Consider the following 17,159-nt stretch of genomic DNA (forward strand, 5'->3'; position numbering starts at 1 on the left):
CCTGCAGGACGGCGAGGGAGTTTCAGATCAGAACTTGAACCCGGCGCGCACACCGTAAGTGCGCGGATCGGCAAAGGTCACGCTGCCGAACAGGCCGGTCGAAGCGCCAGTGACGATCAGGTTGTTTTCCAGGTTCTCGACGAAGCCTGCGACGTAGAACTTGTCCTCCGGCGCATTGTAGGTGAGCGAGAGGTCCGTCTTGGTCGCTGCCGGCTGGTAGAAATAGGCGAAGTTGGCAAGATCGGTCACTTCATAGCGGCTGCGGGCAGAAGTCTGCGCATCGGCCACGATCTTTCCGTCGCCCACCGGTACCACGTAGTTCACGCCGGCAATCCAGCTCCACTTCGGGCTGCGATTGAGCGGGCGACCCGCAAAGTTGACCGAGCGACGCACGTTGGGCGTCACGGTCGTATCGTTATAAGCCGGTGCATACTCGTCATAGCGGGCATCAAGCCAGTTGAGCGCAAGGCGAACGGTAAAGCGGTCGGTCGGCTGCAGCGTGGCATCCAGTTCTACGCCATCGACCTTGGCCTTCGCCGCGTTCGTGGTGACTTGGCATGGACCACCACAGATGTCTGAAAGCTGCGAAAGCTGCAGGCCCTGGTAGTCATAGTGGAACACTGTGCCATTGAGGCGGAACGCCGGGCTGAAGCGGAACTTGAAGCCTGCTTCGTAGGCGGTCAGCGTTTCCGGATCGTAGTATAGTGCATTTGCAGGAAGCGCGCAATTCGCACCCTTGCCGATTTCGCAACCGTCGTTGAAGCCACCTGCCTTGTAGCCGGTCGAAACCGAGGCGAAGACGAGGCCCAACGGGCTGTCGTAATCGATACCGGCGCGCCAGGTCACCTTTGCTGAAGGTCCGCTTGGCATCGTTGTTCTGGTTGATCTGGCGCCGGATGAAATTGCCGATGCTGTACGAGTTGCCGATGCGGTCGTAGAAGTCGACCACGGTATTGCCCACGCGTGACTTGAGGTCGTTGGAATAGCGCACGCCGCCGGTAATGCGCAGGTCAGGCACCACTTCAAGCGTCGCCTGCCCGAATACCGACTTGTTTTCGGCAATGGTCGGGTCCTGCGGGAAGCCGAACCGCGTATTCGGCCCGAGCAGGTTGTTCAGGAAGAAAGCGATGCCTGACTTCTCCTTGAAGTAGTAGCCGCCGACCTGGGCCTGCAGCGGGCCGTCGCCGCCGTAGGCAAGGCGCACTTCCTGCGAGGTCTGCCAGTAACTGCCCTTGAAGTCGTTCGAGAACAGACCGTTGGCCGAGTTGCCGAATTCGCGGCGCTCGGATTCGCGATAGGAGCCAAGGTAGGTCAACGTGACGTTGCCCATCGTGTAGTTCAGTTCGCCCATCACGCCCTTTTCCTCGTTGTCGCGGAAGGCCTGCTGGGCCTGGCGCACGCTGAGAAGACGGGCAACATCGGGATCAAGGCCGCGATAGGTGGGCGCACTGAAGTTCTGGCGGCCACCGCTGGTGATGTTGCTGTAAAACTGCGAAGGCGGCACGCCGTTGGTCGGATTGCCCTTCACCTTGCTGTAATCGCCGACAAGCAGCAGGCTCAGGTCAGCGCTCGGCTTGAACAGGGCCGAAAGGCGCACCGACTTGTTGTTCTTGAATTTGTCGAGCTTCGAGTTGTCGTTGGGAACGCCATCGATGATGTAGTTGTCGCGCTGGTCGACGTTTGCCGCCACGCGGAAGGCCAGGGTATCGCCTGCCGGAATGTTGATCACGGCGGTACCGTTCAGGGCATTGAAGTTGCCGTAGGAAACGTCGGCACGGGCTCCAAACTCGAACTTGGGCTGCACGGTCAGGATGTTGACGACGCCTGCGGTCGAGTTGCGACCATACAGCGTGCCCTGCGGACCGCGCAGCACTTCCACGCGCTCGATGTCATAGAACGACACTTCCTGCGCCTGCGGGCGGGCAAGGTAGATGCCGTTGACCATGAAGGCAGCCGAAGGATCGCCCTTTTCGGTGCCGTCGGTGCTGGTCACGCCGCGAATGGTGATCTGCAGCCCGTTGCCACGGACGATCGAGAGGTTGGGCACGGCTTCTTCAAGCTGGGTCGGATTGGTGATGCCAGACTGGATCAGGTTTTCACCGCCAACGGCAGACATCGCGATCGGCGTCTTGGACAGCAGCGACGATGTTCGATTGGCAGTGACGATGATGTCGCCATTCTGCGCCTGTTGATCCTGGGCGTCCTGCGCCTCCTGGGCAAGCGCGGGGACGCTCATAAGTGCGAACGCCGATACCAGGCATGCACTGCGGGTTAGCTTCATGTAATCCTCCCTCTCTGACTGCCTTTTCACGAGACAGCGTTGTCAAGGTATCGGGAGGTCGCGGGACGTATGCCCCATACCGATGCAGCTCCCCACTCCCTGCACGCAGCGTGTGTCCCGCTCGTTGCCTGATTGGTGTTACATAAGCGCTTTGACAGCGCAAGTCAGAAAATGCGGCACCTAGCCTTTTGCATCATCAGGTATGCAATTCAGCCAGCTTTCACGGACATTGCATGCGTTATCGACTAATTGTGATCGTTCTCAAGCACACAGGTCGACCGATCGAATGCGCTCGCCGCGTGGAACATATGTGCTCTCATCAGCTTGGCGGCCTCCTCGCCATCACCGCGCAGCACTGCCTCGACAATCTCGCCATGTTCGTGCCGCGAATGCGCCGGACGGGTGGCCTCGCGCAACTGGGCACGACGAAACGCGGCCATACGTTCGCGCAAGGCCTTGGCCTGCTCCACGATAAAGGCGTTATGCGTGCCTTCGTAGATAGCGTCATGAAACAGCCAGTTCAGCCGGTCGTACTCGTCGATATCGCTTTCCTCGACCGCCCTCCGGCTCTGCTCGTGCAACTGCCGCAAGGTGGAGCGCTCCTGCGGCGTCATGCGCCAGGCTGCGAGCCGCACGCAGAGGGCTTCGATTTCTGCGGTCAGTTCGAACATCTCGAACACGCGCGCAACCGTGATCTCGGCAACGACCGCCCCGCGCCGTGGCCGCATCTCGACCAGCCCCGACGCCGCCAATTGGCGCAAGGCCTCGCGCACGGGTGTGCGCGAAGCACCGAACCGCGCGCCCAACTGCTGCTCGTCAAGCTGCGTGCCAGGTACGAGCGCGCCACTGGTTATCTCGTCGGCCAAAGCCAGCCGGATCTTGTCGGAAAGAAGCGGAGAGCCATTGCCCTCTTGCTCGGAAATCATGGTTGGTGCATGCCCACATCTAAGGATATCTGAATCTTGCATACACAGCGGCTCAAAACAACCGCTTCTGCAAGCACGCATCGAAAGACACCGTCTTGGCCGAATTGCCTTCGAACGCCGCCCGCCAGACCGACATCTGGTCACTGTTCCGTGCCGCCTGCACCGCGACCCCGGATGCACCGTTCCTCCTTCTCGCTAATGGAACTGTCACCACCTATGCGCAGGCCGCGGCACGTTCGGCGCAGATTGCCCATGCTTTCCGGAATGCCGGCGTCCGTGCCGGAGACCGCGTCGCCGTGCAGGTCGAAAAATCTCCTACTGCCCTCCTGACCTGGCTTGCCGCGTTGCAGGCCGGCGCGGTGTACCTGCCGCTCAACACCGGCTATACGATTGGCGAATTGCGGTATTTCCTGGGCGATGCGAGCCCTGCGCTGGTGCTCTGCCGCACCGAGGATGCAGACGCCATTGCCGCGCTCTGCGCCGATCTTGCCCTGCCCTCTGTGCTGACGCTCGACAGCGATGGCACTGCCGGCACCCTGGTCGAAGCCGCGGCAGACCAGCCCTCCACCTTCGACCACGCTGCATCCAACCCAGACGATCTCGCCGCGATCCTCTACACCTCGGGCACCACCGGTCGCAGCAAGGGGGCGATGCTCGCCCATTCCAACCTTGCTTCAAACGCACTTGCCTTGCGCGATTATTGGCGCTTCACCGCAGCCGACCGGCTGTTGCACGCATTGCCGATCTTCCACACCCATGGCCTGTTCGTCGCCACGAACATCACCATCGCGGCCGGCTCGGCAATGATCTTCCTCAACCGCTTCGACGTGGACGATCTCATTCGCCTGATGCCACGGGCCAGTGTGCTGATGGGCGTGCCGACCTTCTACAGCCGCTTGCTCGCGCACCCGGGCTTCACGCGCGATCTGGCGTCATCCATGCGCCTGTTCGTATCCGGGTCCGCGCCACTTTCGGCCGAAGTGCACAAGGACTTCCGCGCCCGCACCGGCCATGCCATTCTCGAACGCTATGGCATGACTGAGACGAACATGAGCACGTCCAACCCGTATGAGGGTGAACGCAAGCCGGGGAGCGTCGGCTTTCCGTTGCCCGGCGTCGACTTGCGGATTGCCGACCCGGCAAGCAGTGGACTCCTTCCGCAAGGCGAGATTGGCGTCATCGAGGTGAAGGGGCCAAACGTGTTCGGCGGTTACTGGCAAATGCCGGAAAAGACCGCCGAGGAATTCCGCGCCGACGGCTTCTTTATCACCGGCGACCTCGGCTTTATCGACGCGCAGGGTTACGTGCACATCGTCGGGCGCGCCAAGGACCTGATCATCGCCGGCGGCTTCAACATCTATCCCGCCGAGGTCGAAGCGGCGCTGGACGAAATCCCCGGCATTGCCGAAAGCGCGGTGATCGGCGTACCCCATGCCGACCTGGGTGAAGCTGTGGTCGGCGTGGTCAAGGCTTCCGATCCGGGGGTTGACGAAGCCATTGTCCGCGCCGCCCTGGCGGACCGGCTCGCCCGCTTCAAGCAACCGCGCAAGGTCGTCTTCGTTGATGAATTGCCGCGCAATACCATGGGCAAGGTCCAGAAGGCGCTGCTACGCGAGACTTACGCCAACTTGTTCGCCAACTGACAGACCGCGCACCGGCGCCGGCCTTGGGAGGGGCTGCCGACATGACTGCCGTACCATGCTGATCCTGCTTTCGGTGGCGATCCTCGTCGCCATCTTCATGGCTGCGGTATGGCTGCCGGTGAACATGGGCCTGATCGGCCTGGCCTGTGCGCTGGGCCTCGGCGTCCTCGTTGCGGGCCTGCCGGTCAAGGACGTGCTTGCGGGCTTCCCGGCAGATCTGTTCGTCACGCTACTGGGCATCACCTACCTTTTTGGCATCGCCAGCCAGAACGGCGCGATAGACTGGCTGGTGGCGCGCGCGGCAGCGCTGCTGGGCCGTCACACCGCATTCCTGCCCTTGCTGGTATTCCTCGTCGCGGCCGTACTTACTGCTCTGGGCGCAATGGGCCCCGCCGCCGTCGCCGTGGTCGCGCCGATAGCCCTGCGCCTTGCCCGCAGCCACGGCTTTTCGCCGCTGATGATGGGCCTGCTCGTCGTCCATGGTGCGCAAGCAGGAGGGTTTTCGCCGATATCGATCTATGGCGGCATCACCGCCAAGGTCCTCGTCGGCAGCAACATCGCGCCCGACCCGATGTACCTGTTCCTCGCCAGCGCGGCCTTCAACGGTGCCATCGCACTGGCCATCTGGGGTGTCTATGCTCGTCGCGAAGCGCAGGCGGGCGTCCACCACGATGGCGAGATCATTCCTGTCGCGCTCGACCGAAACGGCGCCTGGACGCTCGCCGGTCTTGCCGCACTTGCCCTGGGCAGCCTGCTGTTCAAGGTCGACATCGGCTTCATGGCCCTGCTCGTGATCCTTGGCCTTGCCATCGCCGCTCCTGCCACGCAGCGTGGCGCGCTTGCCCGCGTTGACTGGAGCACGATCCTGCTGATCTGCGGAATCGTCGTCTATGTTGCCCTGCTCGACAAGATCGGCACGCTCGATGCCGCCAGCGCCACCATCGGCGCGGTGGGATCACCGGTGCTCGCAGTACTGCTGCTGTGCTACCTCGCCGGCATCGTCTCGGCCTTTGCCTCGTCAACCGCCCTGCTTGGCGTGATCATCCCCCTGGCCGTGCCGATCCTTGCCGGCACCAACATTGCCGTCATGCCGGTGATCTCGGCAATCTGCATTGCCAACACGATCGTCGATACCTCGCCATTCTCCACCAATGGCGCACTCATCGTCAGCAATGTCCCCGAAGACGAACGTCCGGCCATGCTGCGCAAACTCCTCGGCTATGCCGCAATCATCGTGGGTGTGGGTCCGTTGCTCGCTTGGGCCGCGTTCGTCGGGCTGCCAGCCGCCTGACCTTGCATTTCAAAACTCGCCAGCTATCGCTTATCTCCCAAATGGGAGGTTGCTGTGGCATTCACGCATAGCGACCAGCAGGAACTGTTCCTGCCGCTGGTCGAGGGCGCGCATGAAACGCCGCCGTGGGGTGCATTCATGCGCAACCTCGTCGCGCGCACTCATGCGCGGCGGGCGTTCCTGATCATCACGCTCGCCAATGCCAGCGCAGCACAGGAGCCGGCGGTGCTGCACGTGGCCGCGCCGCGCGCGGTAAAGGAGCCGCCGCTCGATTTCCGCCGCATCGCCGCGCTTGGCCTGCGCCCCTATGGTCAGCTCCGCCCGGGCCGGGTCTACACGATCGACGAGATGCTCGATTTCGACGATCGCCGCCGCCTTGCCATGCAGCGCGAGGCCCTGGCCGATATGGGCATCCGCTATGGTCGCTGGCTGCGCGTTTCTGCGGCTGGCCTGGCTGATGCCTGGCTGCTGCTGGTGCGCGAGCGTGAGGACTTTTCCTCGTCGGCGGTTTCCACCATGTCGGCCATTGCCCCGCATCTCGCTGCGGCCCTGCGCGCGCTGGTGGCGCTGGCCGAACAGCGCCTGCGTGCCGCGATGGCACAAGCGCCGCTCGCGCGCCTCGGAATCGGCCAGATCGCCTTCGATGCCGCCGCGCGCGTCATGGCCAGCGATGCCTTGGCCGAACGCCTGCTCACATTCACCGTCGCACCCGATCCGCGTTCGGGCAGGCGCCTACAGCTCCTGCCGGCGGTGGCAGCCGCACTTGAAAGGGCCTGCGCCAGTATCGCTACAGGTTCACACGATAGTGGCGAGGTATTGCTTGTCGATCCTGCCCGCGATCTGCACCTGCTGCTGCGCAAGGGCGACCTTGCCCTTACCGAACCCGCCGCCTCTCCCGCCGTCATCGGCACCTTGCGCATCGGCACGCGTGAGGGCGAGCACGCTGGCACCGCGGCGCTGCGAGAGCTTCACGGCCTGTCCGAGCGCGAGGCCGCCCTCGCCCAGCGCCTGAGCCGTGGGGAAAGCCTGATCGAGGCGGGCCGAGCGCTTGGCCTGACCGACGAAACAGCGCGCAATTATTCGAAGCGCATCTACGCCAAGACCGGCACGCGCGGACAGGCGGACCTCGTACGCGAGGTCCTCACCGGCCTGGCTCCGCTGGCCTGATCAGCCCCCGCGCGATACCGGAAGCAGCGCTCCAGAAATTGCGCGTGCACCGGGGCTGGCCAAGAACAGTATTACTCTGGCCAGCGCGTCGGGCTGTACCCATTGTGCCCAATCGGCGTCCGGCATGTCTGCACGGTTGGCCGGGGTGTCGATGATGCTTGGCAGCACCGCGTTTACCGTGCAGTCGCTGCCGGCAAGCTCTGCTGCCAGGCTTTCGGTCAGCTTGTGAACGGCCTGCTTCGACGCGGCATAGGCGCCCATTCCCGCACCCGCGACAAGCGCCGATCCTGCACCGATGTTGACGATCGCAGCGCCCGGCATGCTCTTCAGCGTTGGCAGGGCGGCGGCGGTCATCGTCACGCAAGTGGTCGCATTCATCGCGAACATCCGCGCCCACGTGCCCGGCGCGTCCTCGTCCAGCGGCTCCCACACGAAGCCGCCCGCCACGTTGACCAGCACCGCGATGCCACCCATCACATCCGTGATTTCGGCCACGGCAGCCGCAGCCTGTGTCGCATCTGTCAGGTCGACCCCGCCAAGATCGAGACCTCCGGGGTTCGCATCGGCGGCTTGGGGCGCGAAATCGATCCGTGCAACCCGGTCGCCATTTTCGCGAAAGGCTGCGGCTACCGCCCGCCCCAGAACGCCGAATCCGCCCGTCACGACAACCGTCCGCATCCCTGTCTCCTCTTGGATAAAGCCTGCCAGGACTCCTCGCAGCAAGCCTTGGGACTGGCAAGGTCCGGTCCTTTGTCTTTGCCTCTGCACCGCACAGCCAACGCTTGCCGCCATCCACCCAACATTGTAAGCAACACTAACAATATCGGGCAGAGGAGCCAGCCATGCAATCATTCCACAACGAGATCGCCTTCATCACCGGCGGCGCATCGGGCGCAGGGTTCGGGCAGGCCCTGGTCTTCGGTCGGGCGGGCGCACGCGTGGTGGTGGCCGATATCCGCACCGCCGCAGTCGAGCAGGCCGTGGCTGCGCTTCAGGCAGAAGGCATCACCGCCCACGGCATCACGCTCGATATCATGGACCGCGCAGCCTACGCCCGCGCCGCCGACGAGGTCGAGGCCGTATTCGGCGCTCCGCCCAGCCTGCTGTTCAACACCGCCGGGGTAAACAGCTTCGGTCCGGTGGAAGATACCAGCTACGATGATTTCGACTGGATCGTCGGCGTGAACCTTGGCGGGGTGATCAACGGCATGGTGACGTTCGTGCCCCGCATGATCGCCTCGGGCAAGCCCGGCCACATCGTTACCACTTCGTCCCTCGGAGGCCTGATGGGCAGCGCGCTCGCCGCGCCCTATTCCGCGGCCAAGGCGGCGGTGATCAACCTCATGGAGAGCTATCGCCAGGGCCTTGAAAAGCATGGCATCGGCGTTTCTGTCCTTTGCCCGGCCAACATCAAGTCCAACATCGCCGAGGCCAGCCGCCTGCGCCCAGCCCAGTTCGGCAAGAGCGGCTATGTCGAGAACGACGATTCCATCGCCTCGCTGCATTCGATCCACCAGCACGGCATGGACCCGGTCGAACTGGCCGAACACGTCAAGCGCGGCATCGAAGCGAACCAGCTTTACATCATTCCTTATCCCGAGGCCAAGGAAGGCCTCGCCGCCCATTACGCGCAGATCCTGGATTCCGTCCTGCCCATGGAGGCCGACCCCGAAGGCGCCCGGCTGCGCACCGAAGCCCTGCAGAACTGGGCGGCTGACCGCGCCCGGGTATTCATGGAAAGCAAATCCGCAAAATCAGGGGGCTGACATTGCGCCTGCGCACACTAGGCTAGGCAGCAAAACGAGAGAGGGTGGACAATCGCATGGCACTCAACCCACAGATCGAGATGCTGCTTGGCCTGATGGCGCAGTTGCCGCCGACCGATTACGAGACGATCACGCCGCAGGTCATGCGCGAAGGCCGCATGATGCCGCCGCTGGAAAACCCGACGCCGGTGGCAGAAGTGCGCGATCTCGCGCTCGACCTGCCTGGCCGGACCATCGCCGCGCGGCTTTACCGTGCCGAAAGCGCACCCTCGCCCGCTCCGCTGGTGCTGTTCTATCACGGCGGAGGATGGGTCGTCGGTTCGGTCGACAGCCATGACGAACTCGCCCGCGCGCTCTGCGCAGCCAGTGGTGCCGCCGTGCTCTCGATCGAATACCGCCTCTCGCCCGAAATACCCTTCCCCGGCCCGCTCGATGATTGCCACGATGCGCTGCTCTGGGCCGTCGACCACGCTGCCGAACTCGACATCGATCCGGCGCGCCTTGCCGTCGCCGGAGACAGTGCCGGCGGAAACCTTGCTGCCGCTGTCGCCTTGCGCCTGCGTGATGCCAAGGGTCCGGCCCTTGCCCATCAGTTGCTGATCTATCCCGTCACCGACGCCGATTTCACCCGGCCCTCGTTCGTGGAGAACGCCGAGGGCTATTTCCTTACCACGCGCGCCATGCAGTGGTTCTGGAACCACTATCTTGGCGATTGCAGCGATCCCCACCCAGAAGCCGCCGTGCTGCGCCACTCTGACCTGTCCGGCCTGCCCCCCGCCACAGTGATCGTCGCCCATTACGATCCGTTGAGAGATGAAGGCCTGGCCTACGCCGAAGCCTTGCAGGCAGCAGGCGTGCCGGTCGAAATCGAAACCGCACCCGATATGATCCACGGCTTCTTCTCGATGGCGCCGATGGTGCCAGACGCTGCACCATACATTGCTCGCGCCGGTGCGCGGCTGAAGGCCGCTTTCGCCACCGGCTGACAGTTCAGCCGACCAGCCGCACCGTTTCGCCCGCCGCACGCCGGGCAATGTCGCGCGCGCGTTGCAGCTCTTCCAGCGGCATTGGCCGACCGAACAGATAGCCCTGCAATTCGTGGCATCCCGCCGCGCGCAGAAGGTTGGCCTGCATCTCGCTTTCAACGCCCTCGGCGATCACCTGCATGTCCAGCCCGCAAGCCAGCGTGATCGCCCCGGTCACCAGCATCGTCGCCTTGCTGCCCGGTGCTAGCCCGGTCAGCAGCGACTTGTCGATCTTGATGTGGCTGAACCCGTAGGACCGCAGATAGTGGATGCTGGTGAAGCCGGTGCCGAAATCGTCGAGTGCCACCGACATGCCCGCCGCCTTGAATGACTCCACCGCCCCCACGACGCGCTCGGGATTGGCGAGGAGATAGCCTTCGGTGATCTCGAGCTGCAGCCGCGATGGCGGAAAGCGTGTCTGCTCCAGCACGTGCATTACCTGCCGTTCGAAGGCCGGATCGCGGAACTGTGCGGGCGAAACGTTGACGCTCAGCTTCAGCCCGTCGAGCAGCGCCGCATCACGGCAGGCGCGCTCCAGCACAAACAGCCCCAGCGGGTGGATCTGACCTGTCGCTTCGGCAATGTCGATGAATTCGTCGGGCGGCAATGGCCCTTCCGGTCGGCGCGGCCAGCGCAGCAGTGCTTCCACCGAGACGATCGCCCCGCTCTGCGCATCGACGATCGGCTGGTAGAAGACCTCGAACTCGCCACGGTCCAGTCCGCGTCCGATCTGCGCCTCGATCGTGAGGCGGCGCAACCGCCCTTCGTCGAATCCGACATCATAGACCGCGACCTGTCCCTTGCCGCGAGTCTTGACGTGATACATGGCCGTGTCGGCGCGGCGCAGCAGTTCGCGAGGACGGCCTTCGACATCGGTATTGGCAGCAACGCCGATGCTTCCGCCCACTTGCAGCACATGGCGGTCCACCAGCACGGGCAGCGCGATCTCTTCCAGCAACGCACGACCAAGTATCAGCGCGCTGCTTTCGGCATCGGGGCCTTCGATCACGACCGCGAATTCATCGCCACCGACGCGGGCCAGCGTGGAATGCGGCGGGCAGTGCTGGCTCAGGCGCAAGCAGACGCTGCGGATCAGCGCGTCGCCCGCCTGATGGCCGTGCTCGTCGTTCACCGCCTTGAACCCGTCGAGGTCGATGAACAGCACTGCCAGGGTGTTGGCCGGCAGATCATGCCTGCTTTCCAGCCGGTCGAGCCGCGCAAGCAGCTCGCGTCGGTTCGGCAACCCGCTCAAGGGATCGCTGAACGCGATGCGGCGGTTTTCCTCGCTAAGCTTCTCGGTCTCGAGCTGGCGCTTGCGCAGGGTGGCCCGTGATCGCACCAGTTGCGAGAAGGCTTCGTTATAGCGCAGCGTAACCACCATCATCCCGGTGCTGACCAGGCACAGCACGATCGTTTGCGCCAGCCACTGGCCCTGATCAACCCACGAGAAATACAGCGCAAATGGCAGCGTGCAGGCCACGGCCGTGCGCATTGCGGCCGCGCGCAATGTCATCAGGCAGAACACCGTGCTGACTTCGGTGAGGCCGAGGAAGAACGTCAGGTTGCCCTTGGCGTAAGCGTTGCCCGCCGGATAAATCCACATGCACCAACCTTCGAAGGCCAGTGTCATGATCACGGCAAGGCGGCAGGTGCGGCGGATGTAATAGGCGATCTTTGCGTCCGACAAGGTCGCTGCGGCAGTCGGCTGGCGCCACCACCACAGCGCACGCTGCAAGGCATAGGCGCACATCGCCAGCGGCGCGACCAGTGTGGAAAATGGCGCGGTCACATCGGCGTATGTGATCGTGATGGCGAGCGCATTGCAGACCAGAATAGCGTACAAGAGCGGCATCTGCCGCGAGAACGACTTGAACTGCGCACGCGCCAGTTCGGCGTCCGAAGTATCGAGCCGGAAAAGATCAATCAGCGCGCGCATCGATCGGGTTTGTCTGCGTCCACCCGTTTCAAAGGTGTTAATATCGCATGACAATGCGTTGAAACGATTGAATTAACGCGCCGTCGAAATCCGTAGACCTACGTAGTGTGGAAGGCCATCGGTGCAGTCAGGCAACGGCAGGCAACACCTCGCGTCCCCTGATCACGTCCGCGATCTTCTCGGCGATCATGATCGTCGGGGCGTTGGTGTTGCCGCCGATCAGCGTCGGCATGACCGAAGCATCGACAACGCGTAGGCCTTCAAGGCCGATGACCCGGCAGTCCTTGTCCACCACGGCCAGCGGATCGTCGCGCATGCCCATTCGCGCCGTGCCGACCGGGTGATAGATCGTCTCGCCCTTTGCTCGCACCCACGCATCGATGTCAGCGTCAGACTGGACCTGAGGTCCCGGCCATATTTCCTCACCGCGATAGGGCGCCAGCGCGTCCTGGGCAGCCACGTCGCGGGCAATGCGAATGCCTGCGCGAACGGCCCGCCGGTCTTCTTCAGTGGCCAAGAAATTGGCGACAATGGACGGGTCATCGTAGGGATCGTTCGACGCGAGCCTGACCTGCCCCCGGCTTTCCGGGCGCAACTGGCAGACATGGATGGTGAAGCCGTCCCGGTTGGCCTTGACCTTGGCATGTTCCTGCATGATCGCGATCACGAAGTGAATCTGCAGGTCAGGCCGGTCAAGATCGGGTCGTGACTTGAGGAATGCGCCTGCTTCCAGCCCGTTCTGACGCCCGGTGCCCTTGCCGCTCAGCAAGTATTGCAGCCCGACCTTCAACTGGCCCAGCCCCTTTATCTCGTTGTAAAGCGAGATCGGCTGGGTGCAGGTCCAGTTGAGCGTGACATCAAGATGGTCCTGAAGATTGGAGCCGACGCCTCTCAGAGTGTGGACTGGTGAAATGCCCTGCGCCTTCAGCTGTTCGGGATCGCCAATGCCTGAAAGCTGAAGGATCTGGGGTGACTGGAAGGCACCGGCGCACAGCAGCACTTCGCGGGCGGCCTTGGCCCGCTGCAGCGTCTTGCCCTTGCCGAGGCTGTATTCGACCCCGCTTGCGCGCCCGTTCTCGATCACGATGCGGTGGACCCGCGCGCCGGTCACGATGGAAAGGTTGCGGCGCTGCCCGGCGATCGGCGTCAGATATCCGCGCGCCGCGCTCCAGCGCTGGCCATCGTTGATGGTAAGCTGGTAACGGCCGAAGCCCTCCTGATCGGCGCCGTTGAAATCAGGCGTCACCTTGTGCCCTGCCTGCCGGCCTGCCTCGATGATCCCGCGGTAGAGCGGGTGGTCCGAATTCTCGCCCCAGTTGACCTTGAGCGGTCCGCCCGCGCCGTGAAATTCCCCGGCCCCGCCGCAGTAATCCTCGGCTTTCTTGAAATAGGGCAGGACGTCGGCGTAGGACCAACCTTGGAGGCCCATCTGCCGCCACTGGTCGTAGTCGCGCGCATGGCCCCGAATGTAGACCATGCCATTGATCGCGGACGATCCACCAAGCCCCTTGCCGCGCGGGTGCCACATGCGCCGCCCGTCCATGTGCGATTCTGGCTCGGACCAGAAGCCCCAATTGTGCTTACTCTTCTGCTTGATCAGCGTGCCGACGCCCGCCGGCATCCGCACCAGCACCGATGTGTTGCGCCCGCCTGCCTCAAGCAGGAGAACCCGCACCTGCGGATCTTCGGAAAGCCGCGCGGCCAATACCGAGCCCGCGCTGCCTGCACCGATCACGATATAATCGAACTGATCTTCGCCCATCTGCGCGTCCTCTTCCCGAATCCACCGCCCGGTTACTGACATCTGGGTAATTAATCGTGCGATTAAGCGCAAGCAGCGGGTTGCCCCAGGCGACCTTCCGATGATACCGCTACCATAACGGTGGAAGAGGATGTCAGATGAACAGTGCACGGCCTCTGTGGATTCGCGCAGGTCTTGCAGCCTCTGCGCTGCTTGTTGGCGCGGCCACAGCACCTCCGGCACGCGCCAACGATGGCTACGATCTGTGGCTCGGCCCGCAAGGACCAACGGCGGCTGCGGCGAAAGTCGAGGTCATCGGCACGTCCCGCACCCTTGCCATCGCGGCTGAGGAACTGCGCAAGGGGTTGCCCCGAGAAGCTACTCCGGTTCTCCTCGCGCGGGCGGGGGAGCCAGCGCTTGCGCCGCTCAAGCTTGCTACCGACCAGCTCGGCAACGAAGGCTATCTCGTACACAGTGTCACGCTTTCGGGCCAGCGGCTGACCATCGTCACGGGAAACACCGACGTTGCAGTACTTTACGGCGCCTTCGCACTGCTTCGCCACGCTCGGGCCGGTGGCGATACCGCCAACCTTACACTGGCATCGACGCCCCGCATCCCCGTGCGCGTGCTCGATCACTGGGACAATCTCGATGGTTCGGTAGAGCGCGGATATGCCGGGCAATCGCTGTGGGACTGGTGGACGCTGCCGGACTACAAGGACCCCCGCTACGCCGACTATGCCCGCGCCAATGCCTCGATCGGGATCAACGGCGTGGTGCTCAACAACGTGAACGCCAAGGCCGACAGCCTGAGTGCGGCCTATATCGCCAAGGCCGCGGCGCTGGCGGACGTTTTTCGGCCCTATGGTCTGCGCGTCTATCTTTCGGCACGCTTTTCCGCGCCGATGGAACTGGGCGGTCTCAAGACGGCCGATCCGCGCAATCCAGCCGCTGCGGCATGGTGGCAAGCCAAGGCGGACGAGATCTACCGGGCCATTCCCGATTTCGGCGGCTTCCTCGTCAAGGCCAACAGCGAAGGGCAGCCCGGCCCGCGCGACTATGGCGCCAGCCACGCCGATGGTGCCAACATGCTTGCCGCAGCGCTTGCCCCCCATGGCGGCGTGGTGATGTGGCGCGCTTTCGTCTATGCCGAGACCGACCCGACCGACCGGGCAAGCCAGGCCTATGCCGAGTTCAAGCCGCTCGACGGGAAGTTTTCCAGCAACGTGATCGTCCAGGTCAAAAACGGGCCGATCGATTTTCAGCCGCGCGAGCCGATGCACCCCCTGTTCGGCGCCATGCCGGCGACAAGACTGGCTGCCGAATTTCAGGTGACCAAGGAGTATCTCGGCTTCGCCACCCATCTTGCCTATCTCGGCCCGCTATTTGCAGAGGCGCTGGATACGCCAACCGAGCGCAGGGCGGGTGAGACAATGGGATCGAGCCTTGCTGCCATCGCCGGCGTCGCCAACGTCGGGCGTGACCGGGACTGGTCCGGCAGCACTTTCAACCAGGCAAACTGGTACGCCTTTGGCAGGCTGGCATGGGACTTCACGCTCGACCCCCGGGCCATTGCGCGGGAGTGGACATTGCAGACCTTCGGCCTGCCACCCGCGGCCACCGACAAGATCGTTGCCATGATGATGCGATCGCGCGAGGCGGTAGTCGACTATACCGGCCCCTTCGGCCTTGCCCACCTGTTCGGCAGCGATCACCACTATGGCCCGGGACCGTGGATCGATGACCTGAAGCGGCCGGAATGGAACCCCGTCTACTATCATCGCGCCGACCGCAACGGGATCGGCTTCGATCGCACGGCGCGCGGCAGCAACACGGTGGCGCAATATGCCCCCGGCCTCGCCGCCCGCCTTGCCCGCCCGGAGACGACGCCCCCGGAATTGCTGCTGTGGTTCCACCACGTGCCGTGGACCTACCCGATGCCAGGCGGCGAGACTTTGTGGCAAGCGATGGTCCGACGTTATGATCACGGCGTAGCGGAGGTTGACCTGCTGCGGCGCGAATGGGCCAGCCTCAAACCGCAGGTCGATGCAGAACGGTGGACCAAGACCGATGCCTATCTCGGCATCCAGCAGCGTGAGGCACGCTGGTGGCGCGATGCCAGCCTCGCTTACTGGATGTCGATCAATGGTCTTGCCTTGCCGGCTGGAGTGCGAAAGCCGGACCACGATCTGTCCTGGTACAAGCAGCAGCATTTCCCATTCGCACCGGGTGGACCGCGCTAGGCAGTTCTTGCTTTGTTCTATCAGATGTTTCCCCGGGGAAACGATTTGTGCCGAAAAATGTTATATCGCAAGTATCTGATTAATCAGGCTTATGCGCTTTCACGAGCGACCAGTCGGAAGCCGACGTCCACCCAGCGCTCTGCCGGAGCCTGGTTGGGGCGGTGCTTGCGGATTGCGGCAATCGCCTCGCGGGCGATGCGCGCACCATCGACTTCGACTGACGTAATTGTCGGGCGCATTTCGCCGGCGATGGAGTTGTTGCCGAAGCCGACAACGGCGATGTCGTCCGGCACGCGCAGGCCGGCGGCCAATGCCTCGACGATGACGCCTTGGGCAAGATAGTCGGACCCGCAAACGACCACATCCGGCATCTGCGGCAGGCGACGCACCTCGGCGAAGATCCGGCGGGCATGGCCAAAGCGCGATGGGACCTCCACTTCGGATTCGGTCAGCGCATCGTGGCCCGAGGTCTGCCACTCCTCGACAAAGCCCTGCCGCCGCATGTTGGCGCGCGCGCCGACGGCCGTGACCAGATGCGGGCGTCGATAGCCGCGCGACATCAGGAAACGCGCGATATCGCGCCCGGCGGCGTGATGCGAAAAGCCCACAGCCATGCCGATCGGGTCTTCAGGCAGTTCCCAGACTTGGATGAACAGCGCGGGGCTGCGCCGCACCATGGCTTCGACCTGCGGCGTGACTGGCCCGGTGAAGATGATCGCATCCACCCGCCGGCTGAGCGCGGCCCGGATCAGGTCCTCGGTCCGCGCCTCCGACACACCGGTCAGCCCGAGCATGACCGTGGTCCCGGCGGCGGAAAGTTCCTCGACCATGGCCTGTATCGTGTCGTTGAAGATCGAATCCGTAAGATAGGGGATCAACACCGCCACCATCTTCGAGCGGCTCGAGGCAAGCCCGCCGGCAAGAAGGTTTGGGATGTAGCCCGTCTCGGCAATGGCGGTACGGATACGCTCGGCCGTGGCGGCAGCGACGACTTCAGGGTTATTGATGAAGCGGCTGACGGTGGCGGTGGACACACCTGCCCGTGCGGCCACATCATCGAGGGTCGGCGTCTTGTCGATCGTTCCGTTCATGGATCGACGCTAGCGCGGCGCGGCGCAAGGATGCAATCGCTGTCTTGCG

Annotated in this window: 12 protein-coding genes and 1 pseudogene; 6 read left to right on the forward strand and 7 right to left on the reverse strand. The window is 63.7% G+C overall.

Annotated features, from left to right (window positions below):
• Window positions 1-27 precede the first annotated feature (27 nt).
• From B9A23_RS22165 to B9A23_RS04410, 3 genes and pseudogenes are all read right to left on the reverse strand, one after another.
• Window positions 28-870, reverse strand: coding sequence for a TonB-dependent receptor domain-containing protein (locus B9A23_RS22165; RefSeq protein ID WP_139797319.1), 843 nt, complete (start codon window positions 868-870; stop codon window positions 28-30).
• Window positions 871-1,879: 1,009 nt separating this feature from the next.
• Window positions 1,880-2,281 (reverse strand): annotated as a pseudogene (locus B9A23_RS23505) (TonB-dependent receptor plug domain-containing protein); the annotation flags it as partial.
• Window positions 2,282-2,526: 245 nt separating this feature from the next.
• The gene (locus tag B9A23_RS04410) at window positions 2,527-3,207 is read right to left on the reverse strand and encodes a GntR family transcriptional regulator (RefSeq protein ID WP_084277650.1); all 681 of its coding nucleotides are present in this window, start codon (window positions 3,205-3,207) and stop codon (window positions 2,527-2,529) included.
• 95 nt (window positions 3,208-3,302) lie between these two features.
• On the opposite strand from B9A23_RS04410, the gene B9A23_RS04415 reads away from it, so the two are divergent.
• The 3 genes from B9A23_RS04415 to B9A23_RS04425 are packed head-to-tail and all read left to right on the forward strand — an operon-like array spanning window position 3,303 to window position 7,308.
• Complete coding sequence (locus tag B9A23_RS04415; RefSeq protein ID WP_254894979.1) at window positions 3,303-4,850, forward strand: malonate--CoA ligase; 1,548 nt, start codon at window positions 3,303-3,305, stop codon at window positions 4,848-4,850.
• A gap of 55 nt (window positions 4,851-4,905) precedes the next feature.
• Complete coding sequence (locus B9A23_RS04420; protein WP_084277651.1) at window positions 4,906-6,141, forward strand: SLC13 family permease; 1,236 nt, start codon at window positions 4,906-4,908, stop codon at window positions 6,139-6,141.
• A 54-nt stretch (window positions 6,142-6,195) separates the two neighbouring features.
• Complete coding sequence (locus B9A23_RS04425; RefSeq protein WP_084277652.1) at window positions 6,196-7,308, forward strand: helix-turn-helix transcriptional regulator; 1,113 nt, start codon at window positions 6,196-6,198, stop codon at window positions 7,306-7,308.
• Here B9A23_RS04425 and B9A23_RS04430 read toward each other — a convergent pair whose 3' ends face one another.
• A complete protein-coding gene (locus tag B9A23_RS04430; protein ID WP_084277653.1) occupies window positions 7,309-7,986 on the reverse strand; it encodes an SDR family NAD(P)-dependent oxidoreductase in 678 nt (225 codons plus the stop codon). It lies immediately after the preceding gene.
• Window positions 7,987-8,150: 164 nt separating this feature from the next.
• On the opposite strand from B9A23_RS04430, the gene B9A23_RS04435 reads away from it, so the two are divergent.
• Both B9A23_RS04435 and estDL136 read left to right on the forward strand, forming a co-directional pair.
• Complete coding sequence (locus B9A23_RS04435) at window positions 8,151-9,074, forward strand: SDR family NAD(P)-dependent oxidoreductase (protein WP_084277654.1); 924 nt, start codon at window positions 8,151-8,153, stop codon at window positions 9,072-9,074.
• Window positions 9,075-9,130: 56 nt separating this feature from the next.
• On the forward strand, window positions 9,131-10,060 hold the full coding sequence (gene estDL136 / locus B9A23_RS04440) for a chloramphenicol hydrolase (RefSeq protein WP_084277890.1): 930 nt from the start codon (window positions 9,131-9,133) through the stop codon (window positions 10,058-10,060).
• A gap of 4 nt (window positions 10,061-10,064) precedes the next feature.
• On the opposite strand, the gene B9A23_RS04445 is transcribed toward estDL136, so the two are convergent.
• Complete coding sequence (locus tag B9A23_RS04445) at window positions 10,065-12,035, reverse strand: putative bifunctional diguanylate cyclase/phosphodiesterase (protein WP_084277655.1); 1,971 nt, start codon at window positions 12,033-12,035, stop codon at window positions 10,065-10,067.
• Between the two features lie 127 nt (window positions 12,036-12,162).
• Window positions 12,163-13,797, reverse strand: coding sequence for a choline dehydrogenase (locus B9A23_RS04450; RefSeq protein ID WP_084277656.1), 1,635 nt, complete (start codon window positions 13,795-13,797; stop codon window positions 12,163-12,165).
• 137 nt (window positions 13,798-13,934) lie between these two features.
• On the opposite strand from B9A23_RS04450, the gene B9A23_RS04455 reads away from it, so the two are divergent.
• Window positions 13,935-16,019 (forward strand): alpha-glucuronidase family glycosyl hydrolase, encoded by a 2,085-nt coding sequence (locus tag B9A23_RS04455; protein WP_084277657.1) that lies wholly within the window; start codon window positions 13,935-13,937, stop codon window positions 16,017-16,019.
• 89 nt (window positions 16,020-16,108) lie between these two features.
• Here B9A23_RS04455 and B9A23_RS04460 read toward each other — a convergent pair whose 3' ends face one another.
• Window positions 16,109-17,110, reverse strand: a complete 1,002-nt coding sequence (locus B9A23_RS04460) for a LacI family DNA-binding transcriptional regulator (protein WP_084277658.1) — start codon at window positions 17,108-17,110, stop codon at window positions 16,109-16,111.
• Window positions 17,111-17,159: the final 49 nt, after the last annotated feature.

Origin of the sequence: Novosphingobium sp. B1, assembly GCF_900176395.1 — a bacterium.
Lineage (GTDB): Bacteria > Pseudomonadota > Alphaproteobacteria > Sphingomonadales > Sphingomonadaceae > Novosphingobium.